Raw genomic sequence first — 22,469 nt, 5'->3', positions numbered from 1 at the left:
ATCAAAACAATAAAGGGAAATTATGGGAAACATAGTACTTCTAGCAATCGTGATTGGATTTTTTTACTGGATATTTAAGAGTTACTCAAGATACACAGCATACTCAGCGGAAGCTTTTAAAAATTTCTCAGTAAGCAAAGAGTCCCTTAAGCGAAGCGATTTGGGTCTTTTTGTCGCACTTGTCGCCAAAGTAGCTAAAGCCGACGGAAGAGTTGATGCACTTGAAGCACAGCTTGTTGGGATAATGTTTGATGATATCTCAGCAATTTTTCCAGAGCCCACTAAAACAAAAGAGATATTAAAAGAGATATTTTACGAAGAAAAAGATAACTTTGATAATTTAGCCCAAATCGCACAAACACTCGGGAATGCAACCAAAAAAGATAGAGCAAAACAGCAGCAATTTATGGGCTTTTTAATTCAGTTGGCTTTTATTGACGGAGAGGTTAGCAAGAGCGAAGATGAAGTGCTCATAACCATAGCTGAGGCTTTTGAGTTTGACCCCGACAACTATCATGCTATTTTTGACCAATTTGAAAACATTATGAAAAATGTCAAGCCTAAAACAAATATAAGCGATGCTTACGCACTTTTGGGCGTAAAAGAGAGTGATGATATAAGCGTGATTAAAAAAGCATATAGAGATTTGGTTCGCAAGTACCATCCAGACATCATAAAGTCACAAAACAGTGATGAGGCGTATATGAAAGAGGCGACTGCCAAAACTCAAGAGATAAATCAAGCGTATGAGATGATAAAAAAGGTTAAAGAAAGTGTTAAAATCTAAAAAACTACTACTTTTTCTTTCTGTTTCATGCTTACTTGAAGCAGACAACGCAAGCTCACTTCTCTTTAATGGCAATTGTTTAACTTGTCACCATGAGACAAAAACAGTATCTGCGCCATCAATGGTAGAGTTAAGGAGCAGATATCTGAGTGTGTTTAGCAAAAAAGAGGATTTTGTAAACTATATGAGTGCATGGGTTGAGCATCCAAATGCTAAAACTTCCATCATGCAAGATGCCATCAAAAAACATGCTCTTATGCCTGATCTTGGCTTCGATAAAGAAGTATTAAGAGATATTTCTACATATATCTATGAGACAGATTTTAAAAAAAGAGGTGGACTATACTAACTGGACTAAACCATAGTTTTTACACTACCGCATAAAGTCTCTCTCCCAAAAAAAATCTATCCAATCATCGGCAATATTTATCCAAAAATCTGGCTCATATTTTGAAGTTTCTTTATAGAAAAGTGTTGCGGATTTAAACTCTATATTTTTAAACTCTGACTTCAAACAACCCATTACAACACTCAGTGTCTCGCCACTATCAGAGATATCATCAACAACTAAAACCCTCTTAACCTCCTTAAAATTACAACTTCCAAATATTGCAATCTCGTCTCTTTTTATCTGAATATCATAAAATTCAGTTCTTATACTTTGGACATCTCTTATATTTAATCCCTCCGCCAAAGCATGAGAAAGGGTCAATCCACCTCTCGCAATAGCAACTATTGCCTCTGCTTCAAACTCAGCAACCATAGAAATCAGAGTGTTTACATCATTTTTAAAATCATTATAAGCGTAATATTTCATGCTCAAATTATACTAAAAAAACTTATTTAAGATTAGAATTGATAGAATGTTACATCTAATTTTAAGGAGATCGTATGATCAAAACTCTTTCATCAATAGCTTTAGCAGGCTTAATAGCTGCTTCTATCTCAGGGTGTAACTCTTCTGTAGCACCTGAAAAAGACGCTGACTTTCGTTGTAAGCAAGAGGGTGTTTTAGCTCCAAAATGGACTTGTGTTCCTATGATGGAGGGTGCTTATGCTGGTGTTGGAATAACTCCTAAGAGTGCCGCTGGAATGGGTCATATGAGAACAATTGCTACTGCAAATGGTAGACAAGACTTAGCTCAACAGATTCAAACTCAAGTAAAAGCAAAAGTTGAGACATTTACTCGCACGACTGGTGTTGGTTCAGGAGAGACTGTTGACGCTGTTGCAACAAGTGTTTCAAAGCAAATTGCTAAAATTGATTTAAGTGGTTCAAAAGGTGTTGACACTTGGACTGCTCCATCAGGTGCTCTTTATATGCTTGTAACTGTTCCTGAAGCTACAGTAAACAAAGAGGTAAAAGAAAAAGTTAAAACTAGCTTTAAAAATGACGAAGCTCTTTGGCAACAATTTCAATCTAAAAATGCTCTAGAAGGATTAGACAAAGAGTTTCCAACTAACTAATGCTAAAAATATTTGCCTTTTCACTACTTCTTGCGTTAATTCTTGTTGGTTGTGTTAAACCTTTACCAAAAGATTCAAAAGATTTGCAACCTGCTTGGGTTTTAAACCCAAGTCTAAATGGTAAAATAGGAGCAATTGGAACTGCAAATAGACACTATAAAGGTCTAGCTTTTCAAAGAGAACTCGCGATCACGCGAGGACTTGATGAGTTAGCATTACAGCAAGGTGTAAAAATATCCCTAAGTATTGAAAAAAAAGATAGAGTTGTAAACGACAACTCTACACTATCCATGGAAACGCAAGGTTCATACTCAGTAAACTCAAGCAATGTTACAGCCCACATTGAAGATGTATGGAGAGATCCAATAAGCGATGAGATATACATCTGGCTGATTCTTGACAAATAAAACTGCAATCATAAGCAAAGACGCTCATAAACTCCCTCACCAAAAGTTAAACCTTATCACTTTTTATTTAGCTATAATTCCACACTAACTACAAATTTTCTTCACAAAAACAAGGTAAATCAAATGAAAAAAATCGCTATTATAGGTCGTCCAAATGTTGGCAAAAGCTCACTTTTTAACAGACTTGTTAAAAAAAGAGACGCTATTACTTCAGATATAGCTGGAACTACAAGGGATGTTAAAAGACGACCGGTAATGATTCTAAATAAACAAGCTCTGCTACTCGATACGGGTGGACTAGACCAAGGGTGTGAATTGTTTGATAAAATCAAAGAAAAATCACTCTTGGCTGCAAAAAATGCAGACATAATTTTGTTTATGGTTGATGGAAAAAGTTTGCCAGAGGAAGATGATAAAAAACTTTTCTATCAACTACAAGCGCTCGGTAAAGATGTCGCACTTGTGGTAAACAAAATAGATAATGATAAGATGAAAGATAAACTATGGGATTTTTATGAATTTGGTACTGATGCTATTTTTGGAATATCCGTAGCACACAACAGAAGCACCTCTGAGCTATTTGACTGGCTTTATAGTAAAATTCCCGATTGTGATATCGTAGCAGAAGAAGATGAAGAGTCGCAAGACGATATAGAGAATGAAGAGGATAGTATTGAAGAGGATGATTTCTTTGAAGAGCATGACGAGGAAGAGGAAGATGATGGTTTCTTCTATTCAGATGCAGAAGAGGAGGAAGAATTTGATGATGACTCAATCTTTGCCCAAAATGATAAAATAAAAGAGTTTGATGAAAATGATATCAATCACATCAAAATTTCCATAATAGGCAGGACTAATGTTGGAAAAAGCTCCCTTTTAAATGCTCTGCTTGGCGAAGAGCGATCTGTTGTAAGCAGTGTTGCAGGAACAACAATTGATCCAATCGATGAGAGCATTGACTACAAAGGCAAACAACTAACATTTGTTGATACCGCAGGTTTAAGACGCCGCGGAAAGATTGTAGGTATCGAAAAATTTGCTCTTATGAGAACAAAAGAGATGCTTGAAAACTCAAATATGGCTCTTGTTGTTTTAGATGCAAGCGAACCGTTTATGGATCTTGATGAGAAAATTGCTGGCTTAGTTGATCAAAACAGACTTGCTTGTATAATAGTTCTAAACAAGTGGGATATTGCGCAAAGAGAAGACTATGACAAGATTATTGAGAATGTTAGAGATAGGTTTAAATTTTTGGCCTATGCTCCAATCATAACACTATCTGCAAATACTCACAGAAGAGTTGATAAGCTCTATGATATGATATTGCAGATAAATGAAAATTACTCTCAACGCATAAAAACTTCAGAGCTCAATGTTGTTATGGAGAAAGCCCTAAGAAGACATCAACTTCCAAGTATGCGTGGGCAAGTTATTAGAGTTTACTATGCAACACAATATGAAACAAGACCGCCTAAAATTGCTATAGTTATGAATAAGCCAAGAGGACTTCATTTTACATACAGAAGATATCTCACTAATCAACTAAGAGAAGCGTTCAACTTTAGCGGAACACCTGTTCTATTTAAAGCAAAAAAGCGTGGGGAAAAGTAAATCTTTTTACATAAATATAAAAAGATTTAAAAAAACTCAAAAGAAGAAATTTATCTCTTTTATTTTAGTTGGTTAGATATTTTCCTTTTAAGCGCATAGCGTTAAGCGCTTAAAATGGTCTTATAATAACCATTGCAACTATAAGCAGAAGCAAAATTGTTGGTACTTCATTATAAGCACGAAAGAACTTCCCACTCTTTTTGCACTCATTATTTAAAAATTTTATCCTATATGAGCCAAGCGAAAAAAAGTAAGCCATTAAAATAAGAACAAAAAATATCTTAGCGTGCAACCAGCCACCGGTTGAAAAAATATTAACCCCACCATACTGCGCGGTTGATAAAAATATCATAGCGACTCCACTCAAAACAGTAGCCCACATAGCCGGGATTCCAATATATTTGTAAATCTTCATCTCCATGACTTTCACAACCTCAACAAATCCCTCATTCTCTATGTTTTCTGCATGATAAACAAAGAGTCTAGGCATATAAAAGAGTGCTGCAAACCATGAAATCAGAGATATTATGTGAAACCAAAGAATCCAGCTATACATATCAGTCTTCTATTATTCCAACATCTTTTATAGAGGTAGCTTTATGAGATATAACTTTATCATGAAGACGACGAAGCGCTTTTGATGCTCTCTCTATTGCTAAATCTATTGCTACATCTAAATCATTATCAGCTTGGTTTATAACCACCGGTTGAGAGTGAGCTATATGAATATCAAACTCTATCTCAACACCTTTTTTTTCCGCTTTTAAATTAACATTAACAGTGGTAATGTCTAAAGAGAATTTTTTAAAACTCTCTATCGCTGCCTCAATATGAGCTCTTGTATTTGCTTGGAGTGTAATATCTTTTGCGTGAATTTGTACATTCATCTTAAATCCTTTTGAACCTATGTTTATTTAATGATAACAAAATAAAGTTAAAAAAAGTATAATTTCTCAAACAATTATATGAGGGTTTTAAGAATGAGAGTTTTAACTGGTATCCAGCCATCTGGTGATTTACATATTGGAAACTATTTTGGTTCAATCAAACAGATGGTCGAAGCTCAGGAGAATAGTCAAACATTTGCTTTCATTGCAAACTATCATGCCATGACTAGCGTGAGCGAAGGAGAGAGACTCTCAAAATTAACAATGCAGTGTGCTACTGACTTTTTGGCACTCGGCATTGACCCAAAAAAATCAGTTTTTTGGGTTCAGTCTGATGTCAAAGAGGTACTTGAACTTTATTGGATACTCTCATCATTCACTCCAATGGGGCTACTCGAGCGAGCACACAGCTATAAAGACAAAACAGCTAAAGGATTTGCAACAAATCACTCACTTTTCTCCTATCCTGTTTTGATGGCTGCAGATATTTTACTTTTTAATTCAGAGGTAGTTCCTGTTGGAAAAGATCAGATTCAGCATGTAGAAATTGCAAGGGATATAGCAATAAAATTCAACAACAAATATGGGGATATACTGACAATTCCAGAATTTAGAGTTCAAGAGGAAGTTGCAACCGTCCCTGGAATAGATGGACAAAAAATGTCTAAAAGCTACGGAAATATTGTAAATATTTTTGGCGAAGAAAAAGCCCAGATGAAGACTATTAAAAAAATTGTAACCGAAAATGTAGCGATGGAAGAGCCAAAAGAGTATGAAACCTGCAATGTCTACAATATGGCAAAACTCTTTTTAGAAGGCGACAACCTGATAGCACTTCAAGAGAGGTACAAAAGAGGTGGCGAAGGTCACGGGCATTTTAAAATTTATCTTGGAGAAGTTATGTGGGAATATTTTAGAGATTTCAGGGAAAAACGAGAATATTTTGAAGCTCATCAAGACGAAGTTAAAGAGATCTTAAAAGCGGGAGCTTCTAAGGCTAGGGAAGTTGCACTTACGACTATTGAGAAAATCAGAAGCGTTACTGGGATAAGTTACTAACCTCTTCTATAATCAGCAAGGACAAGCCCTTGCTCCCCAATATTATTGATTTTCTATAACTCCAAAAGTCTATTTTTTACTAAATTTTAATAATTAACACACATTTAACATGTAAGTTATTTTTATTTTTTTAAGTTACTATGTATATAATGTGTATGGATAAATAGTTGTCCGCTCGCTACGCGACCGTTATACATTCACAGTAACTTTTCTCAAAATTTTACAATTTAATATAAAAATGATATACTTATTATATGAAATATGAATATGATAGTAATAAAAGCTTATCAAATAAGCAAAAGCATGGAATTGACTTTGAAGATGCAAAGCTTCTTTGGAATGATGACAGAATGATTGAAATTTCAACATCTTATGAAGATGAAGAAAGATTCATTAATATTGGCAAAATCAACTCAAAGTTTTATACTGTTGTTTCAACAATTCGTGAAGATAAAATTAGAATTATCTCTGCACGAAGAGCAAGAAAAAAGGAGATTGAAATCTATGAAAGCTGAAGAATTCGATAAAATTTTTGATGACAATGAAGAAGATATAATTGAATATCTTGATTTATCAACGATTAAGAGACCGAACTTAGAACCAAAAAGAATTAATATTGACTTTCCTACATGGATGGTTAAAAAACTTGATGAAGAAGCACAACACATTGGAGTAAGTCGTCAAGCTATCATTAAAACTTGGTTAGCTGACAAAATTATGCAAATTCAACATCACAAAGAAGCTGTATAACAAATCAGTGGAGCCAATCAAAAACTTCAGTGAATATCACTTAGGTTTTGATATAATTGAAGCTACAAAATAAACACAAAGGTGTGGATTATGCAAACTTTATCAGTTCATATACAAGATGATTATATGCAACAGTTTATGAATTTTGTAAAAAACAGTCATTCAAATATAACTATTTCAAAAGATAAAAACCTTGAACTTGACCCTTACTTTTATGAGAGACAACAAGAACTTCATCAAATAAGAGCTGATGTTAAAAGTGGAAAAATGGAGATGTTATCAGAAGAACAGTATGAAAAAGAGATACAACAATTTTTTTCAGAACTTGAAAAATAAATATGAAGATAACTCGTTCAAGAAAATTTCAAATAAATCTCTTAATTACTTTAGGGCATATTGCCACTGATAAGGTTAGTGCTAGTAGAAAATTTCAAAAAGAACTTGATACGCTCATAAAAAATATTCCGAACTTCCCATACAAATATAGACAATCTATTTATTTTAACGATAAAGATATAAGAGATTTAACATACGAGAAACATACAATAAACTATGAAGTCAATTTAGAAAATAACACTATTGAAATCTTAAATATTTTTAACCAAAACAAGCCTAAAGAAAGTTAATGTTGACTCCCATCAATCGCCAAAAAACCTAAAAAAGCTATCATTCGCTAAAACTTATCAGGATAGCTTACATGTCAAATATAAAAGAGTTCTTGACAAACGACCACAGAGAGTGTGACGAAACATTTGCCGAGATGGAGGATGCCGTTGCCAGCAACAGTGACAACGCACTTTTAAAATTTGAGAAGTTTTACGATGATTTGAGCAATCATTTCAGTATGGAAGAGATAGTGTTGTTTCAGGCGTTGGCTCAAGTAAGCGCTATAGAGAATAATCCTGCGAAACTTATGGAGATGGAGCATGAGCAGATGCGTGAGCTTTTATCTAAAATGAGAAAAGCTCTTGAACAAAAGGACAAAGAGAAGTTTTTTTCGGTTTCGGAAACGCTGATGATACTTATGCAACAGCATAATATGAAAGAGGAACAGATGCTCTACACTTTGGCACAGCGACACCTTGAAGATGATGCCGAGCATCTCATATCAAGAATGAGAAGCGTAGTCTATTAACAGACTATCTCTGTCTATCCAGCCAAACCATCAGCCCTTTTTGGGCATGAAGCCTGTTTTCTGCCTCATTAAAAATAATTTCAGAGTGTTTTTCAAAAACTTCTTCACTTACCTCCAAACCTCGATAGGCTGGAAGACAGTGTAAGAATTTAGCATTTGAATCAGCTAAAGACATCATCTCATCATTAACCATAAATCCTTTAAAAATTTTAATACGCTCCTCTTTTTCATCCTCTTGTCCCATTGAAGTCCATGTGTCAGTAGTTACGACAGTAGCGCCTCTAACTGCCTCTTTTGGATCATTCATCATCTTGATAATCGCTCCGCTCTCTTTGGCAATCTCTTGCACTTCATCCAAAACAGCACTACTTACTTCATACCCTTTTGGAGTGGCAACCCTTAGCTCAAAACCAAGTTTGGCAGCGAGCATCATCCATGAGTGTGTCATGTTGTTTCCATCGCCAACATAAGCAGCGACAATATTTTTCTCCATACCGTGCTCAACCAGGGTCATATAATCAGCCAAAAGTTGAACTGGATGGTAAGTATCCGTTAAACCATTTATGACAGGTACTTTTGAAAAAGAGGCAAACTCTTCAAGTTTTGAGTGCTCAAAAGTTCTTATCATAACCATATTACACATGCTTGAAATAACGCGTGCCGTGTCTTTTACTGGCTCACCACGACCTAAATGAATATCACGATTTGATAAAAACAGCGCGTGCCCACCTAACTGAAACATTCCAGCCTCAAAACTAACCCTTGTTCTTGTTGAACTCTTCTCAAATATCATAGCTAGAGTCTGGTTTTTTAGTTCATGCTTATAAATGCCTAATTTCAGGTTCTTTTTTATCTCTAAACCTATATCAATAATCTCTAAAATTTCATATTTTGTAAAATCTTTTAGCGTTAAAAAGTGTCTCATTAATTTTCCCAAATTTTTAAATAAATATACCGAATTTAGCTATTTTAGCTGAGCTTAGTATCAAAAGTTTATAATAATTTACTTTAATACTACTTTTGCAACAGCTTCGCAACCTCTTTAGCGTGATATGAGATGATGATGTCAGCACCTGCGCGCTTAAAGCTAACCATAGTCTCCATTACAACTCTATCATAATCAATTAAGCCATTTAGTCCAGCAAATTTTAGCATCGCGTACTCTCCACTAACATTGTAGACCGCCATTGGACGAGTGGTTCTATCCTTTATCTCACGAACTATATCTAAGTACGCTAAAGCAGGTTTTACCATTAAGATATCTGCACCTTGAAGCTCGTCCGAGAGGCTCTCGCTTATCGCTTCTCTTCTGTTTGCTGGATCCATTTGGTAGCTTGCACGGTCTCCAAAACTAGGAGCTGATTCCGCTACATCACGAAACGGTCCATAGTATCCAGATGCAAACTTTGTTGAGTAACTCATAATAGGCAAGTTTTCATATCCTGCGCCATCAAGTGCTTCTCTTAGAGTTTGAATAATTCCGTCCATCATTCCAGAAGGTGCTATCATGTCAACTCCTGCTTCTGCGTGGATAATGGCTTGCTTAGCAGATATCTGAAGCGTTGCATCGTTATTTACTGTTTGTAATTTCTCATCAATAATCCCGCAATGTCCGTGATCTGTGTATTCACAAAAACATAGGTCAGTCACCACAAACATCTCTGGATGTGCTTTTTTTATAGCACGAATTGATGAAGCAATAATCCCGTTACTACAAAGAGAATCAGAACCGACAGAGTCTTTTACATCAGGAATTCCAAAAAGGATAATTGCGTAAAGTCCAAGTCTCTTTAGCTCTTCGCACTCTTTTAAAACCTCATCTATACTCATCTGAAATACTCCAGGCATTGAAGCAATCTCTATTTTTACTCCTTTGCCTGAGCGGATAAAAAGTGGATAGATAAAATCATTTACACTGACATTAGTTTCACGAACAAGTGAGCGAAGATGACCATTTAGGCGAGTTCTGCGAAATCTTTGAAACATAGTTAAACCTTTTTTTGGCTATAATTTTTAAAAAAATATTTTACCTTTTTAAAGTTAAGGACAAGTTTATTGAATATAGAGATATCAGAAATCGCCAATCTCCCATCTAGATTTGGCGATTTTAAAGTTAAAGCTTTTAAAGAGGGACACAAGGAACACCTTGTTATATACAAAGAACCACTAGATGAAGTTCCAATAGTCAGAGTTCATTCAGAGTGCCTGACAGGCGATGCCATAGGAAGCCTAAAATGTGATTGCCGCGATCAGCTTGAGTATGCTCTAAGGCTTGCTTCACAAACAAATGGAATGGTGATTTATCTTAGACAAGAGGGGCGAAATATCGGTCTTTTGAACAAGATAAATGCTTATGCCCTTCAAGATAAGGGCTTAAACACCATAGAAGCAAATCATCAATTGGGTTTTGACACAGATGAGAGAACTTATGAGATAGTCCCTTTTATTTTGGCTCATTTTGACATCAAGAAGATTAAGCTCCTTACAAATAACCCAAGAAAAATAGACTCTTTAGGCGATATTGAGATTGTTAATAGAGTGCCAATTATTATGAAGTCAAACCCGCATAATGAGGCGTATTTGAATGTAAAAAAAGAGAGTATGGGGCATCTTTTATAATGATAAATCTAAAACAGACGCTTCATGATGATGGAATTTTACTTCCTGATGACTTTTTTTATAATATCCAAAAGTTTAAAGAGCATCTTTTTAAGTGGAACAAAATTCACAATTTAACTGGCGCAAAAGATGAAAAAACAATAGATGAATTTATATATGATGCTATTTTCCCACTAAGTTTTTTACCAAAGTGTAAAAATCTACTAGACATTGGCACCGGAGCTGGTTTTCCTGGTCTGATTTTAGCAATGGGACTTCCTGATACAGAAGTAGTTTTGATTGAGCCTTCGCCAAAAAGATCTAGTTTTTTACAGTTTGTAAAAGCGGATTTGAAACTGGGCAATGTTCGAGTTGTCAAAAAGAGGGTCCAGGATATGGAGAGTGAATTTTTTGAACTCATAACTTCAAGAGCCGTAACGGACACTGAGATGCTTCTAGAGCTTAGTAAAAATCTTAGAGATGAGAACTCAAAACTTCTTTTTTACAAAGGTGAGCGCGTCTATGATGAAGTCTCTAAAGATATGAAGCATAAAATTATAAAAACAAAAAACAGGCATTATTTGCTTATAGGAGAGAATTGATGATACTAAAATATCTTTTAATTATTGGCGTGTTCGTTGCGATTTACTTTTACTTGTTTAAGAAAAAACCGATTACACATACACAAAGCAAAGAGAGAGATAACGATGCAAAAAAAGATAAAACAAAAAGCAGCGATATGGTTGAGTGTGCTACTTGTGGGATTTACTGCGAACTTGACGATGCAATTTTAAGTGTAAACAAATATTATTGCAGCAGTGAGTGCCTAAAGAACGCGAAATGATTTTTTTTGGTCATAGATTTATAGAGAGTGAAAAATTTTATCATATCTCTGGCATAGATTCAATTCTTCGCACACCACCATCGTCAATACTTTTTATAGAATTTAGCGAAAAAAATATTGAGACAATCAACCACGCAGTTATAAACAGTATGTCAATTGCAGTAAGTGTAAAAAATATCACTGAAATTTTATATGCTTCAGCTCTTGGGGCATCTTATGTAGTTGTCCAGGAAGAGCTTGCAAAAACGGCTCAAGATCTCGCAGATAGCTACCTTTTTGATGCAAAAATCTTAGTTATGGTAGAAGATGAGGAAGATATAGAAGAGCTAGCACTTTTGGGCGCTGATGGGGTTATTTTCGCAGAGGCGATTGTAAAGGTTAACTAAACAATCTTTTTTATATCAGCCTTCAAAGATGTCAAAACCTCATAACTTATAGTACCAGCATATGAAGCTGCAACTCTGGCGTCATCAAAAATTAATATCTCATCTTTGTCACATAAAAAAGAGCTGTTATCCATTGAGACTCTACCAACTATCTCAATATCATGGGGAGTTTTATAGTTATTTGAACAAGACCTAAAAAATCCATCGCCATATCCAAAATCATAATTACTCACAACTGCATCACTCTTTATCTCACGCGTTGCGCCATATCCGACTCTCTCGCCACTCTTTAATTTTCTTGATGAGATTTTATTTGCATATAGTGACAAAACGGGTTTTATGCCATCGACTGATATTGCTTTTGGAAGTGTCATACATCCATAAGCGACAATCCCGACTCTTGCCATATCTTCATCAAAACTGCTATCTCTAAATAGTGCTGCCGAGTTTGAAGAGTGAAATCTAAGAGCAGTAAATCCTAACTTCTCTGCTAGTTTTGTTGACTCTTGCTTGATTTTTTTAAAATTTTCTTTTTGCCAAAACCACTCAGTTGTTAACTCATCTGCACTTCTGTGGTGTGTAAAAACCGCCTCCAGCTGTAGTCCCTGCCCTTTTATCTTTAAAAATGAGGCCTCTAGTTCACTTGGAGAAATTCCATTTCTGTGCATTCCGCTATCTACTTTTAGCTCAACTTTTGTGCCAAGAGGAAATTTACTGATGCTGTTTATGTCGTTAATCGTATACCTAATCTTATCGCTTGAAACGGTCGGAGTGTCACTTAAGACTAAGATATACTCAAAAAACTTCTCTATCAAAAGTGCTTCTTCTGTTTTTTGCACAACTGCTTTTTTGATGCCGTACTCGTTTGCCATTGACGCCATCTCTAAAAGACCGTGTCCATAAGCGTTATCTTTGAGAACCAAAGCTATTTTATCTACGCTTTTGGTACGATTTGCAATAATGTCGAGATTATTAAAAAAATTATTTTTATTTAAAATTATATAAGCCATGAGGGAATTATACCAAATGAAAAGATTCATTGCGGAATTTGAAGAGCAGAGTTTTACGCAGATAATGTTTCCACATGCCAAAAGTGACTGGGTTGATTACTTGGACGAGGCGCAAGAGACATTTACAAACATCATTAACGCCATTATAAAATATCAAAAATGCTTGGTGGTTTGCGATGATATAGAGAGTGTAAAAAGTAGATTTCAAGAGAGTGAAAATCTATTTTTTGTGGAGTATGAAACAAATGACACTTGGGCCAGAGACTGCTCGGTGCTCTGCGTGGAAGAGGATTCAGACATAAAACTTCTTGACTTTACTTTTACTGGCTGGGGCGGTAAATTTGAAGCCGCAAAAGATAACGCTATGAGCGAGGCGATAAAAAATCACTACAGTAAAAACTTAACCAAAATAGATCTAGTTTTAGAAGGTGGAGGAGTTGAGAGTAACGGGGTTGACACCATTCTCACAACTTCCGAATGTATGCTTAACAAAAATAGAAATGCCTCTCTAACTAAAGATGAAATCACAAAAATCCTTCAAAATGAGTTTGGTATGGGCCGGATTTTATATCTTGAACATGGTTATCTTGCCGGAGATGATACGGATTCACATATTGATACTTTGGCTAGATTTATAGATGAGAAAAGCATCATGTATGTTAAGTGTGAAGATAAAAATGATGAGCATTACAAAGAGTTAAAACTTATGGAAGATGAGCTTTTGGATTATGCCAAAGAGTATGGTTTTAGACTTGTTGCACTTCCTATGAGTTACGCCTGTTACTTTGATAATGAGAGGCTTCCTGCTACTTATGCAAACTTCTTGTTTGTAAATGGAGCTGTTTTGGTTCCAACTTATAGGGTAGCGCAAGATGAAGAAGCGCTGGATATTTTTAGAAAAACATTTCCGGAAAGAGACATTGTCGGTATAAACTGCTTTGAGCTAATCAAACAACACGGCTCACTTCACTGTGTTACTATGAATTTTGCCATTGGAGTTTCTCTCATTAAATAGCATAGAAAAACCACCATATAAAAAATAGGTCGAAAGACCTAAACCCAAAATAACAAAAACCGCTCTTTTTATCTTCTCTTTTTTATTCATACTGAAATCTTAACACATCTGTAACGGTTATCTCATATAATTATTCAATTTTAATATTCAAGGTTAGTTGCATGATATCCAAAAAAGTGATTCCTTTATCATTAGTTGTTGCCGCTATTTTAGGCGCGAGTGAGACCAAACTAGAAAAAATTGCCATAGAATCAACGGTAGTAACAGAAGTTAGTCAAAACGCGCAAGTATCAGCAGACTTAGCATCTGCTCTAAGCTCCAGTGTTCCAAGCATAGATATGAGCCGTCGCAGTGGTATTGCCAATGATGTATTTATAAGAGGTCAAAAAAGAGACAATATATCCGTAGATGTAGATGGCACAAAAATTTATGGAGCTTGCGTAAATAGGATGGACCCACCGGTATCACATATCTTAGCAAACCAAATCAATGAAGTAGAAGTTATAGAGGGTCCGTATGATGTTGAAAACTTTGGCACACTTAGTGGTGGGTTAAAGATAAAAACGAAAAAACCCACAAAAGAGCTTCATGGAGAAGTTGATTTTGGGCTAGGAAGTTGGGGATATAAAAAGATAGGTGCAACAGGAAGTGGTGGAACAGATACTATTCGTGCCCTAATTAGTGCATCTTATGAGACAAGTGATCAGTATGAAGATGGAAATGGAAACACTTTAGCAGAGCAGATTGACAAAGCTGTGATAAAAGGCTCTGCTCCAGCTGCTACAAAATTTCAACCAAAATACAAAGACATAGAAGCCTATACGAAAAAGAGTGTTATGAGTAAAATTTTTGTAAAAACTCTTGAGGATCAAGAGATTCGTCTTAGCTATACAGGCAACAGAAGTGATGGCGTACTCTATGCGAACTCAAAAATGGACGCTGCTTATGATGACTCAAATATCTACAGCGTTGAGTACAATATAGACAATGTAGCAAATGGTTACAAAAACATAAACATCCAGTATTACTACTCTGATGTAGATCATCCTATGGATACAAAATACAGGGTGTCTGGTGCTACAAACTACAGCACAAACCATCTGAAAACCTCTATGCAGGGAGTAAAACTTAAAAATAGTTTTGATATTGACTCCTATAAACTTCTTCTTGGCTTAGATGGTAGTAAAAGAACATGGGAAGGTGAAAAATATAGCACAGCCGTTGCAACTGGCATAATCACTCCAATGGGAGTAAGTTTAACACATACAGAAACAGACAATAGAGCTATTTTTGCAAAGCTTGAGAAGAGTTTTGGTGATCTAAAAATTGAAACTGGTGCTAGATATGACTCAACAGATATTACACCAGATGATGTAGCAAAACACTCAAATAGCTATGACGCATTCAGTGCAAATATTTTAGCAACCTACTCTATCAACCAACAAAACAGAATTTTTGCTGGTTTTGGTTCAGCCGCAAGGGTTCCAGACGCAAGAGAGTTATACCCAATAGTTGACACTATCACAGGAAATCAAGAGTTAAAACAGACAAAAAACAGAGAGATTGATTTAGGATATGAAGCATCTTACGATAGTTTTAACTTTAAAATTAAAACTTTCTACTCAATGCTAGAGGACTACATATATCTCAGAAAAACAGGGGCAACAACATATACATTTGAAAATATAGATGCAGCCGTATATGGGGCTGAACTTAGCTCATCATACTTTGCAACTGACAAACTAAACATTAATCTTAACGCTTCTTACAAAAGAGGCAAAAAAGAGAGTAGCGCTTCTCAACCAGATAGCGACTTAGCAGATATGGCACCTCTTAGAGGGAAAATTGGGATAAACTATGAGTACATGAACAACTCTACAGCAACTTTAGAGATGCAAGCTTCGGCTAGATGGAACAACATTGATAGCACCAACGGTGAACAAGAGCTCGCTGGTTGGAATATCTATAATGCAAAAATCAAACATGCAATAGATAAACATACAGAGCTGAGTGTTGGCGTAAATAATCTTCTTAATAAAACATATATACAAAGCAACTCATATGTTGACTTAATCCTCCTCAGCTCTGGCGGTCCAACAATGCTACTTAATGAGCCAGGTAGATACTTCTATACAAATCTAACTTTTAAATTTTAATCTAGCAGAAAATTGGCTCTCTGCTAGATTACCAATAACAAAATAATCATCTTTATCGTTATCCACATCTTATGGGCAGAGGGGTAAAGTTTCATGAGATAACTCCGCTTGATAGACTCAGCTACATAGGTGCTTATGGCATCGGAGCACTTAGTTGTAAACTGGTCTTGGAGTCATTTTATGTTAAGAGTGACTCTCCTGCACTTGATGATACGACTACATCTTCACTAGAGATTCTAAAAGGTACTAGTGCAGAGTTTTTAGAGACATTTTAGCCATAGGAGGTTCTAGCGCAGGAGCCAAACCAAAGATTATAGTTCAGATAAATGATACTGATGAGATTATCCATGGCTCTCAACAACTCCAAAAAGGATACAAGCATTTTATAGTCAAGTTTCCATCAGCTAACGACGCTCAAGAGATAGGCAAATTAGAGTACATCTACTCACAAATGGCTCATAATGCAAAGATAGATATACCCACCACAAAGCTACTTCAAACCCAGCGAAATAGCTATTTTGCGACTAAAAGATTTGACCGCAACAAAGATGCCAGAGTAGATATTCACTTGGTACATAGTGATTTTAGGCTTCCATCATTGGACTATGATGATCTGTTGTCATTAGCTCTTCATCTTACAAAAGATATGAACGAGGCGTTAAAGATGTTTAGGTTAGCTTGTTTTAATCTCTTTACACATAATCGCGATAATCATGCAAAGAATTTCTCTTATATGTTAGATGAAAACAGCCGTTGAAGGCTATCTAACATTCTCATATGGACCAGGCGGAGAGCACAGCACAACTTATCTAGGAGAAGGTGCGGAACCTATAGAAAAACATCTGAAGCAACTGGCATCAAAGATGGAGAGAAAATTATTAATGAAGTGAAAAGTGTAGTAAAAAATTTTGAAACTTATGCTCAGAATACAGGGCTCAGTAAAAATATGACGCAGGATATTTTTTTCAAATCCTATAATCTAAGCTTCCCCGCCCACAGAGGGCTTAATCTCTCTTTTAAGATGAAACATATACCTAGATAAGAATAATTTACATGGGGAATTTTATATATTGCGAATGGATTAGTATTGCAGATGCTGCAGATAATCGTGTATCTGAAAATACCCTATCATGGCCTCAAACATCATTCTCCAGACTATTTCACAAAATATAATGCAAAAAAGAGAGACTATTTTTATACGAGTAGGAGTTGAGCGATGGAGCGTGTTGCTCACTTTTTTTATGAGAGGGTATTTGCTTAAAAAATGAGATTTTGAAAAAAAGAGCACCAAAGGGATAAGTAGCGCCCCTATATAATAAAAGCCTACAAGAAAGTAGATTGATATAAATTTGTCAAATGTTAAGAAGTCTATCATTCCTAAAAAAGCCTTTATCTGTTTTTATTAATTTACCAGCTGAGCACACTACCTCTAAGTTTAATACCTCCATTGCTGGTACCACCATCATAGTGAGCGGCTCCTTGCACAGATGTACAACCGTTAAGTGTCATAATAAAAAGAAGTATGGTTATGCAAAAAAGCAATCTCTTAATATATTGCATCATTATGTTTACTTCTCTAACTCCACCGCTAAATCTGCATAGATATGAGCTTTGGCGATATTAAACCGATGAGATTCGCCACTCTTTTCTAACAAAACTATTTTTTGGTTCAGTTGTATCATGCGGTCATTAATTGAGTTGCGATTTTGTACAACTTTACTCTTCTCATCACTACTACTACTTGGTTGTCCCATTCCCACAAAACCTTTGGCTTGATTCATATAACCGCTAGTTGTATCGAGCGCATCTGTAATACTCTGCGTTGTTGCCGCCATCATTGTAGTTGATGCTGATATCTCTTTTAATGCTATTTCAAGATTCTTTGCATCACCTAGAAGCTTTGTATCGGCATAGAGTGCCAGTTTTGCAATCTCGGTTGCTTTTATGTTTATCTTATCTATCTTATCAAACTCAACCAAAAATGTATTGGTCGTATTTTTGTATCGGTTTAGCGTACTTGCAGCACCACCTAAATTTAGCACGGTTCTTGAGATAAGTTTAGTAGTATTTGAGACCTCTCCAGCATAAGGGATAGGCAAAAATCTCACAACATTGCTGATGTAAACACTTGATTTTATCATATTTGCGTAGCTGTCCACCGTCCCCCTCATCACATTAATAAACATCTCAAATGATTCAATATTTTTCTTATCTTCTCGTAGCAATTTTGCTACTTTTTCTAAATAATCATATCCGTATAAATTTAGTTGTTGTGCACTCACACATTTTTGCTGTGGCTGAGGGCTTGACTGTGGAGCGCATCCACTAAACAAGAAGAGGGCAAACGCTACTACAAATATCTGTTTCATATTTTTCCTTTTATTAGTTATGCGCCGGATGTGGACCTAAAATACCAAAATGCTCCAACAACAATGATGCCAAAGATAGCGATTTTAAACACCCACTTCATCAGTTTTAAATAGAGCAAAAAAAGTATAATTCCAATCAAGCCAATGCCACTTATCCCATATCCAGTCATTAAAAAATCAAACATATTTGCTCCAACTATAAAGTTTGTGATTATATCAAATAAGATAAGATAAAAAAATAGACCATATAGCTTTAGCTCTGTTTTTCTATTTTTATATCATCAAATTTCATTTAAATACTTTTTAATATTATAAATTATAGACTCCATCATATACTAGAAAGGGTTTTTTATGTTAAAAAAAGATTGGTCGGTCATCAAAATCACTCTACTTCTCTATTTTGTTGTGTTGTTGCTTCCGTTAAACTATTATTTTGCTAAAGAGTCGTTTGGCACTATAAGAAACGACGCTAGAGTAATGAACAATATTGTTCTTCTAAGTGGTGCACTTCCAAGCCTCATAATAAGTGATGACTTCGACAAAAGAGATGCCATTATAAAAAAAATTGATGACTCTTTTCAAATAATTGAACAGGTATTTATTAAGCACCCTCAAAATAGAGAGTATATAGATCTATTTGGTGCTGATGAAATTTATAGTTCACTAAGGTTATCTTATGAGAAACTTAAGGTATCGCTAAAAAACAACAGCTCCACAAAAGATGATATCAGTGCACTAAACCAAGGAATTACTCTTTTCTCCAAAACAACACAAGAGATAATGAGCTATAAAATTGAGGTAGCCCTAGATAAATTTTACATCTCCATTCTTATTACAATGATTTCAATTATTGCACTAGTATTTTTTATTCGTATCTACATGAAGCTACAGCTTCTAAAACATACAGTTCATGATCATATCACATGGCTTTACAATAAAAAATATTTTGAAGGTATTTTAAAAAATGCCACACTGTTAGCAATTCGTCAAGACAGATCACTATCTCTGTTGATTCTTGTTATCTCTAATTATGATGATTTGCAAAAGTCACTAGATAAGAAAAGTTTTGAAAAAAATCTAAAAGAACTTGCTGCAGTTTTTAGTCATTTTTTCCGACAAAGTGATACTGTGTGCAGAATTGAAGAAGAGTGTTTCGCCTCGATCATGCCAGATGCGACATCTACTAATATTAACAAACTATCAAGCAGATTAAAACAAGAGCTAGAATCCAAACACTCCAATATATCATGTAAAGTTAATGTTCGTATCGGTATTGCAACATTTAACAACGAGAGTGCAGTATCGCTTCTTGATGAGGCAAAAAATAGCATACAAGCTTGCAACACAATAGCCGTAGGTGGTATCTTATGAAACGGAATGCTTTTAATATGATAGAGTTAATCTTTGTCATAATAATTCTTGGTATATTATCAACTGTTACTGTAACAAGAATTGGTTCCATGACAGAACGCGCAAAAGTAGCAAAGCTTAAATCATTTGTTGGAACACTAAATAGATCAGTAGGTCCAGCTATCTGGTTCAGCTCCATAAACAATAATCACAGCGGCAGTATTGTTTCTCCGGATTACACAACCAACATAAATAATTATATTGAACTCATTCCAGATTACACTTCAGGTCCATCACTTACGAATTGCAACAGCACAGGAGATGGTATCTTTCTCAGCTATTCATACTCTGTAAATTATGAAATACATTGTACTGATGGTAATCAAACAACAAGCCCTGCCTTTAAACTCTACAACCAAACAGACAGTATCTATGTTGAGTAACTTAAATTCATTCCGTGATTTTTTAAGAATATACAATACTACAATACTTCAATTCACCATCTTGTTACATTGCTTCGATATACTTTTTTCAAAATAAAATAACAAAAGAGGTTTAAAAAATGTTTATATATTCTAAAATTTTATTAATTCTACTTCTTATGGGCGCAGTTGCTTTCGCTGATAATTTGCCGACAGTACATCAAGTTTATGAAACTGCTAAAACCGGTGACTTAGCTAAAGCACACAGCATGATAGAAGAAGTTTTAAAAGCTCATCCAGATAGCGCGAAAGCGCATTTTGTTGATGCAGAGATATTATCTCGTCAAGGTAACCTAGAAGAAGCAAGAAATGAACTCAAAAAGGCTAGACAGATAGAGCCGGGGTTATCATTTGCTAAACCGCAAGCTGTACAAAAACTTGAGCGTAGTATTCTTGAAACTAATTTGGTTAGCAATACAAACGAAATAATGCCGCGCTCTTCTCAAGCGCAAAAGAAATCATTTCCATGGATTATGATAATTGTTTTGTTTGGTGCCGGATTAGTTATTGTACTACTAATAAAATCATCACTTTCTCGTAAACAAAACGGTTACCCAGATCAGGGAAACAGTCAACAAAATGCACCTATGAGACAGAATCTTTATGGAAACAATCCTTCATCTTATCCTCCACAGCAACCACAAAGTAGTGGAATTGGAAGCACTATCGCAACTGGTTTAGCCGCTGGCGCTGCAGCTGGAGTTGGAATGGTAGCAGGAGAGGCGCTAATGCATCATTTTATGGATGAACCATCAAATACCAACAATTCATCCCCAGAAAACAGAGCATTTAACAATAACCAGTCAGCAGCAGATGATAGGGATGAAACGGACTTTGGCATAAATGATAACTCTTCTTGGGACGATGATTCAAATGATAGCTCTGGAGATGACAATTGGTAAACAAAATTATATATTTTAATTTAAAGAAGGTGGCATAGATGTCAGGACACGGATTTCATGTGCACGGTGCACATGACCATGCAGTAGAGGCTGAACACGAGAGCTCACTTGGGCAATATATTGCAATATTTACAGCTATTTTAGCTTCAATCGGAGCAATTGTAAGCTATCAGGGAGGCGATTCACAAAACAAAGCAATGTTGTTAAAAAATGAAGCGGTATTTCTTAAAACACAAGCGTCCGATCAATGGAATTTCTATCAAGCAAAAAGCAGTAAACTTCACCTAATGGAACTAGCTACCGACGTAGCTCCAAAAGAAAAACAAGAGTTTTATAAACAACAAAAAGGTAAATACGAACAAGAAAAACAAGCCATTAAGAAAAAAGCGGAAGCCTTAGACGCAGAATCAGCGAAAACAAATAAATTAAGCGATGAAGCAATGATTCCTCATCATCATTTAGCACAATCTATGACGCTAATTCAGATTGCAATATCGCTAGCATCAATAACTGTTTTAACTCGCAAAAAATGGCTATTTGCTATTGCTGCAATAGCTGCCGTTGGTGGAATTGTTCTATGGGCAGAGGCACTTTTATGAAGGCTATATTTTATGACTGGGGTGGACTTAATGTTTGGTTGTTTCATCTCATAAATAACATTAGATTCGAATTTTTAGACAAAATAATGCTTACAGGAACCACACTCGGTGCACATGAACTTTTTGGTCCATATCTTGCACTACTGAGTGTATTTTGCCTAATTATGCTTCTAAAAGATAAAACAAACACCCTCTCAAGATCAAAGGTTATTTTTTGGATAAGCCCTATTATGATTTTTAGTATTGGGTACATACTTGATGCATCTTTTGTTGGTGCGGTCAAAGTATTGCTAGATTTTCCTAGGCCACCTTTAGCGCTAGGCGTTGAGGCGGTAAATATTGTTGGAAGAGCTGAATTTCATCATAGCTTCCCAAGCGGTCACTCATCTTTTGCAATGCTTATGCTTGGAAGTATCTGGTCATTGTTAATAGCACCATGGCAAAAAGTAATCGGGATAATATTTGTAATTTGGGTTGGATTATCACGCATTAGCTTGGGAGCTCACTTTCCAGCGGATGTGTTAGCAGGATGGTTATCAAGCCTAATTATTGTTATTTTTGCAAGATATATTATTAACTATTATCTTACCAAAAAGATATAATCAATCTTGAACATTAGCAAATTAGCTTTTGTTCATCTATTGTGTTTTAACAT

The 22,469-nt window shown here is 35.5% G+C and carries 34 protein-coding genes; 25 read left to right on the top strand and 9 right to left on the bottom strand.

The window, feature by feature from the left end:
* The first annotated feature begins 22 nt into the window (after window positions 1-22).
* On the top strand, window positions 23-787 hold the full coding sequence (locus PHV22_RS08370) for a DnaJ domain-containing protein (RefSeq protein ID WP_295022915.1): 765 nt from the start codon (window positions 23-25) through the stop codon (window positions 785-787).
* A complete protein-coding gene (locus tag PHV22_RS08365) occupies window positions 774-1,136 on the top strand; it encodes a cytochrome C (protein WP_295022914.1) in 363 nt (120 codons plus the stop codon). Before PHV22_RS08370 ends, PHV22_RS08365 begins: the two co-directional genes overlap by 14 nt.
* Before the next feature lie 24 nt (window positions 1,137-1,160).
* On the opposite strand, the gene PHV22_RS08360 is transcribed toward PHV22_RS08365, so the two are convergent.
* On the bottom strand, window positions 1,161-1,604 hold the full coding sequence (locus PHV22_RS08360; protein WP_295022913.1) for a phosphoribosyltransferase: 444 nt from the start codon (window positions 1,602-1,604) through the stop codon (window positions 1,161-1,163).
* 74 nt (window positions 1,605-1,678) lie between these two features.
* On the opposite strand from PHV22_RS08360, the gene PHV22_RS08355 reads away from it, so the two are divergent.
* The 3 genes from PHV22_RS08355 to der all read left to right on the top strand — a co-directional run bounded on the left by PHV22_RS08355 (window position 1,679) and on the right by der (window position 4,272).
* Window positions 1,679-2,254, top strand: coding sequence for an LPP20 family lipoprotein (locus PHV22_RS08355; RefSeq protein WP_295022912.1), 576 nt, complete (start codon window positions 1,679-1,681; stop codon window positions 2,252-2,254).
* On the top strand, window positions 2,254-2,661 hold the full coding sequence (locus tag PHV22_RS08350) for a hypothetical protein (RefSeq protein ID WP_295022911.1): 408 nt from the start codon (window positions 2,254-2,256) through the stop codon (window positions 2,659-2,661). Before PHV22_RS08355 ends, PHV22_RS08350 begins: the two co-directional genes overlap by 1 nt.
* Before the next feature lie 123 nt (window positions 2,662-2,784).
* A complete protein-coding gene (gene der / locus PHV22_RS08345) occupies window positions 2,785-4,272 on the top strand; it encodes a ribosome biogenesis GTPase Der (protein WP_295022910.1) in 1,488 nt (495 codons plus the stop codon).
* Window positions 4,273-4,381: 109 nt separating this feature from the next.
* On the opposite strand, the gene hemJ is transcribed toward der, so the two are convergent.
* Both hemJ and raiA read right to left on the bottom strand, forming a co-directional pair.
* The gene (gene hemJ, locus PHV22_RS08340; RefSeq protein ID WP_295022909.1) at window positions 4,382-4,828 is read right to left on the bottom strand and encodes a protoporphyrinogen oxidase HemJ; all 447 of its coding nucleotides are present in this window, start codon (window positions 4,826-4,828) and stop codon (window positions 4,382-4,384) included.
* A 1-nt stretch (window position 4,829) separates the two neighbouring features.
* Window positions 4,830-5,159, bottom strand: a complete 330-nt coding sequence (gene raiA / locus PHV22_RS08335) for a ribosome-associated translation inhibitor RaiA (RefSeq protein WP_295022908.1) — start codon at window positions 5,157-5,159, stop codon at window positions 4,830-4,832.
* A gap of 93 nt (window positions 5,160-5,252) precedes the next feature.
* On the opposite strand from raiA, the gene trpS reads away from it, so the two are divergent.
* The 6 genes from trpS (at window position 5,253) to PHV22_RS08305 (ending at window position 8,103) form a co-directional block, all read left to right on the top strand.
* Window positions 5,253-6,218: a tryptophan--tRNA ligase gene (gene trpS, locus PHV22_RS08330; protein WP_295022907.1), complete on the top strand. Its 966-nt coding sequence runs from the start codon at window positions 5,253-5,255 to the stop codon at window positions 6,216-6,218.
* 254 nt (window positions 6,219-6,472) lie between these two features.
* Window positions 6,473-6,733 carry a BrnT family toxin gene (locus PHV22_RS08325; RefSeq protein ID WP_295022906.1) on the top strand — a complete coding sequence of 87 codons (261 nt, stop codon included), beginning with the start codon at window positions 6,473-6,475 and terminating at the stop codon, window positions 6,731-6,733.
* Window positions 6,723-6,968 carry a CopG family antitoxin gene (locus tag PHV22_RS08320; RefSeq protein ID WP_295022905.1) on the top strand — a complete coding sequence of 82 codons (246 nt, stop codon included), beginning with the start codon at window positions 6,723-6,725 and terminating at the stop codon, window positions 6,966-6,968. Before PHV22_RS08325 ends, PHV22_RS08320 begins: the two co-directional genes overlap by 11 nt.
* 90 nt (window positions 6,969-7,058) lie before the next feature.
* Window positions 7,059-7,304, top strand: a complete 246-nt coding sequence (locus tag PHV22_RS08315) for a hypothetical protein (protein ID WP_295022904.1) — start codon at window positions 7,059-7,061, stop codon at window positions 7,302-7,304.
* A gap of 2 nt (window positions 7,305-7,306) precedes the next feature.
* A complete protein-coding gene (locus tag PHV22_RS08310) occupies window positions 7,307-7,594 on the top strand; it encodes a type II toxin-antitoxin system RelE/ParE family toxin (RefSeq protein WP_295022903.1) in 288 nt (95 codons plus the stop codon).
* A 71-nt stretch (window positions 7,595-7,665) separates the two neighbouring features.
* On the top strand, window positions 7,666-8,103 hold the full coding sequence (locus PHV22_RS08305; RefSeq protein WP_295022902.1) for a hemerythrin domain-containing protein: 438 nt from the start codon (window positions 7,666-7,668) through the stop codon (window positions 8,101-8,103).
* Window positions 8,104-8,107: 4 nt separating this feature from the next.
* On the opposite strand, the gene argF is transcribed toward PHV22_RS08305, so the two are convergent.
* Both argF and hemB read right to left on the bottom strand, forming a co-directional pair.
* Complete coding sequence (gene argF / locus PHV22_RS08300; protein ID WP_295022901.1) at window positions 8,108-9,028, bottom strand: ornithine carbamoyltransferase; 921 nt, start codon at window positions 9,026-9,028, stop codon at window positions 8,108-8,110.
* Window positions 9,029-9,117: 89 nt separating this feature from the next.
* Window positions 9,118-10,089 (bottom strand): porphobilinogen synthase, encoded by a 972-nt coding sequence (gene hemB, locus PHV22_RS08295; protein WP_295022900.1) that lies wholly within the window; start codon window positions 10,087-10,089, stop codon window positions 9,118-9,120.
* A gap of 69 nt (window positions 10,090-10,158) precedes the next feature.
* On the opposite strand from hemB, the gene ribA reads away from it, so the two are divergent.
* Genes ribA through PHV22_RS08275 form a run of 4 tightly spaced genes read left to right on the top strand, consistent with a single transcriptional unit; the run spans window position 10,159 to window position 11,931 of the window.
* A complete protein-coding gene (ribA, locus tag PHV22_RS08290; RefSeq protein WP_295022899.1) occupies window positions 10,159-10,722 on the top strand; it encodes a GTP cyclohydrolase II in 564 nt (187 codons plus the stop codon).
* A complete protein-coding gene (rsmG, locus tag PHV22_RS08285; RefSeq protein ID WP_295022898.1) occupies window positions 10,722-11,303 on the top strand; it encodes a 16S rRNA (guanine(527)-N(7))-methyltransferase RsmG in 582 nt (193 codons plus the stop codon). The genes ribA and rsmG overlap by 1 nt, the downstream gene beginning before the upstream one ends.
* Window positions 11,303-11,545: a PP0621 family protein gene (locus PHV22_RS08280; protein WP_295022897.1), complete on the top strand. Its 243-nt coding sequence runs from the start codon at window positions 11,303-11,305 to the stop codon at window positions 11,543-11,545. Before rsmG ends, PHV22_RS08280 begins: the two co-directional genes overlap by 1 nt.
* Window positions 11,542-11,931: a hypothetical protein gene (locus PHV22_RS08275; RefSeq protein WP_295022896.1), complete on the top strand. Its 390-nt coding sequence runs from the start codon at window positions 11,542-11,544 to the stop codon at window positions 11,929-11,931. The genes PHV22_RS08280 and PHV22_RS08275 overlap by 4 nt, the downstream gene beginning before the upstream one ends.
* Here PHV22_RS08275 and PHV22_RS08270 read toward each other — a convergent pair.
* Window positions 11,928-12,941, bottom strand: coding sequence for an alanine racemase (locus PHV22_RS08270; RefSeq protein ID WP_299946976.1), 1,014 nt, complete (start codon window positions 12,939-12,941; stop codon window positions 11,928-11,930). The two genes, PHV22_RS08275 and PHV22_RS08270, sit on opposite strands and share 4 nt — an antisense overlap.
* Before the next feature lie 16 nt (window positions 12,942-12,957).
* On the opposite strand from PHV22_RS08270, the gene PHV22_RS08265 reads away from it, so the two are divergent.
* The 5 genes from PHV22_RS08265 to PHV22_RS08245 all read left to right on the top strand — a co-directional run bounded on the left by PHV22_RS08265 (window position 12,958) and on the right by PHV22_RS08245 (window position 17,002).
* Entirely contained in the window at window positions 12,958-13,956 is a 999-nt protein-coding gene (locus PHV22_RS08265; RefSeq protein ID WP_295022894.1) for an agmatine deiminase family protein, read from the top strand.
* Window positions 13,957-14,117: 161 nt separating this feature from the next.
* Entirely contained in the window at window positions 14,118-16,112 is a 1,995-nt protein-coding gene (locus tag PHV22_RS08260) for a TonB-dependent receptor (protein WP_299946972.1), read from the top strand.
* Window positions 16,113-16,183: 71 nt separating this feature from the next.
* Window positions 16,184-16,387: a hypothetical protein gene (locus tag PHV22_RS08255; protein ID WP_295022892.1), complete on the top strand. Its 204-nt coding sequence runs from the start codon at window positions 16,184-16,186 to the stop codon at window positions 16,385-16,387.
* Window positions 16,381-16,869: a type II toxin-antitoxin system HipA family toxin gene (locus PHV22_RS08250; RefSeq protein WP_367187085.1), complete on the top strand. Its 489-nt coding sequence runs from the start codon at window positions 16,381-16,383 to the stop codon at window positions 16,867-16,869. The genes PHV22_RS08255 and PHV22_RS08250 overlap by 7 nt, the downstream gene beginning before the upstream one ends.
* Complete coding sequence (locus PHV22_RS08245; protein WP_295022891.1) at window positions 16,853-17,002, top strand: hypothetical protein; 150 nt, start codon at window positions 16,853-16,855, stop codon at window positions 17,000-17,002. Before PHV22_RS08250 ends, PHV22_RS08245 begins: the two co-directional genes overlap by 17 nt.
* Window positions 17,003-17,193: 191 nt before the next feature.
* Here the strand turns inward: PHV22_RS08245 and PHV22_RS08240 are convergent, their stop codons facing one another.
* The 3 genes from PHV22_RS08240 to PHV22_RS08230 all read right to left on the bottom strand — a co-directional run bounded on the left by PHV22_RS08240 (window position 17,194) and on the right by PHV22_RS08230 (window position 18,666).
* Window positions 17,194-17,487, bottom strand: coding sequence for a DUF4282 domain-containing protein (locus PHV22_RS08240; RefSeq protein ID WP_295022890.1), 294 nt, complete (start codon window positions 17,485-17,487; stop codon window positions 17,194-17,196).
* 193 nt (window positions 17,488-17,680) lie between these two features.
* Window positions 17,681-18,481 (bottom strand): hypothetical protein, encoded by an 801-nt coding sequence (locus tag PHV22_RS08235; protein ID WP_295022889.1) that lies wholly within the window; start codon window positions 18,479-18,481, stop codon window positions 17,681-17,683.
* A gap of 17 nt (window positions 18,482-18,498) precedes the next feature.
* On the bottom strand, window positions 18,499-18,666 hold the full coding sequence (locus PHV22_RS08230; protein ID WP_295022888.1) for a hypothetical protein: 168 nt from the start codon (window positions 18,664-18,666) through the stop codon (window positions 18,499-18,501).
* Window positions 18,667-18,832: 166 nt separating this feature from the next.
* Between PHV22_RS08230 and PHV22_RS08225 the strand changes: the two genes are divergently transcribed.
* From PHV22_RS08225 to PHV22_RS08205, 5 genes are all read left to right on the top strand, one after another.
* Window positions 18,833-19,852, top strand: coding sequence for a diguanylate cyclase (locus PHV22_RS08225; RefSeq protein ID WP_295022887.1), 1,020 nt, complete (start codon window positions 18,833-18,835; stop codon window positions 19,850-19,852).
* Entirely contained in the window at window positions 19,849-20,274 is a 426-nt protein-coding gene (locus PHV22_RS08220; RefSeq protein ID WP_295022886.1) for a type II secretion system protein, read from the top strand. The genes PHV22_RS08225 and PHV22_RS08220 overlap by 4 nt, the downstream gene beginning before the upstream one ends.
* Before the next feature lie 119 nt (window positions 20,275-20,393).
* On the top strand, window positions 20,394-21,215 hold the full coding sequence (locus PHV22_RS08215) for a tetratricopeptide repeat protein (RefSeq protein ID WP_295022885.1): 822 nt from the start codon (window positions 20,394-20,396) through the stop codon (window positions 21,213-21,215).
* A 38-nt stretch (window positions 21,216-21,253) separates the two neighbouring features.
* The gene (locus PHV22_RS08210; RefSeq protein ID WP_299946964.1) at window positions 21,254-21,814 is read left to right on the top strand and encodes a DUF4337 domain-containing protein; all 561 of its coding nucleotides are present in this window, start codon (window positions 21,254-21,256) and stop codon (window positions 21,812-21,814) included.
* Window positions 21,811-22,416 (top strand): phosphatase PAP2 family protein, encoded by a 606-nt coding sequence (locus PHV22_RS08205; RefSeq protein ID WP_295022883.1) that lies wholly within the window; start codon window positions 21,811-21,813, stop codon window positions 22,414-22,416. Before PHV22_RS08210 ends, PHV22_RS08205 begins: the two co-directional genes overlap by 4 nt.
* The last annotated feature ends 53 nt before the right edge of the window (window positions 22,417-22,469 follow it).

It is taken from the genome of Sulfurimonas sp. (genome assembly GCF_028713515.1).
Lineage (GTDB): Bacteria > Campylobacterota > Campylobacteria > Campylobacterales > Sulfurimonadaceae > Sulfurimonas.
This window is presented reverse-complemented; position numbering and strand designations above follow the sequence as displayed.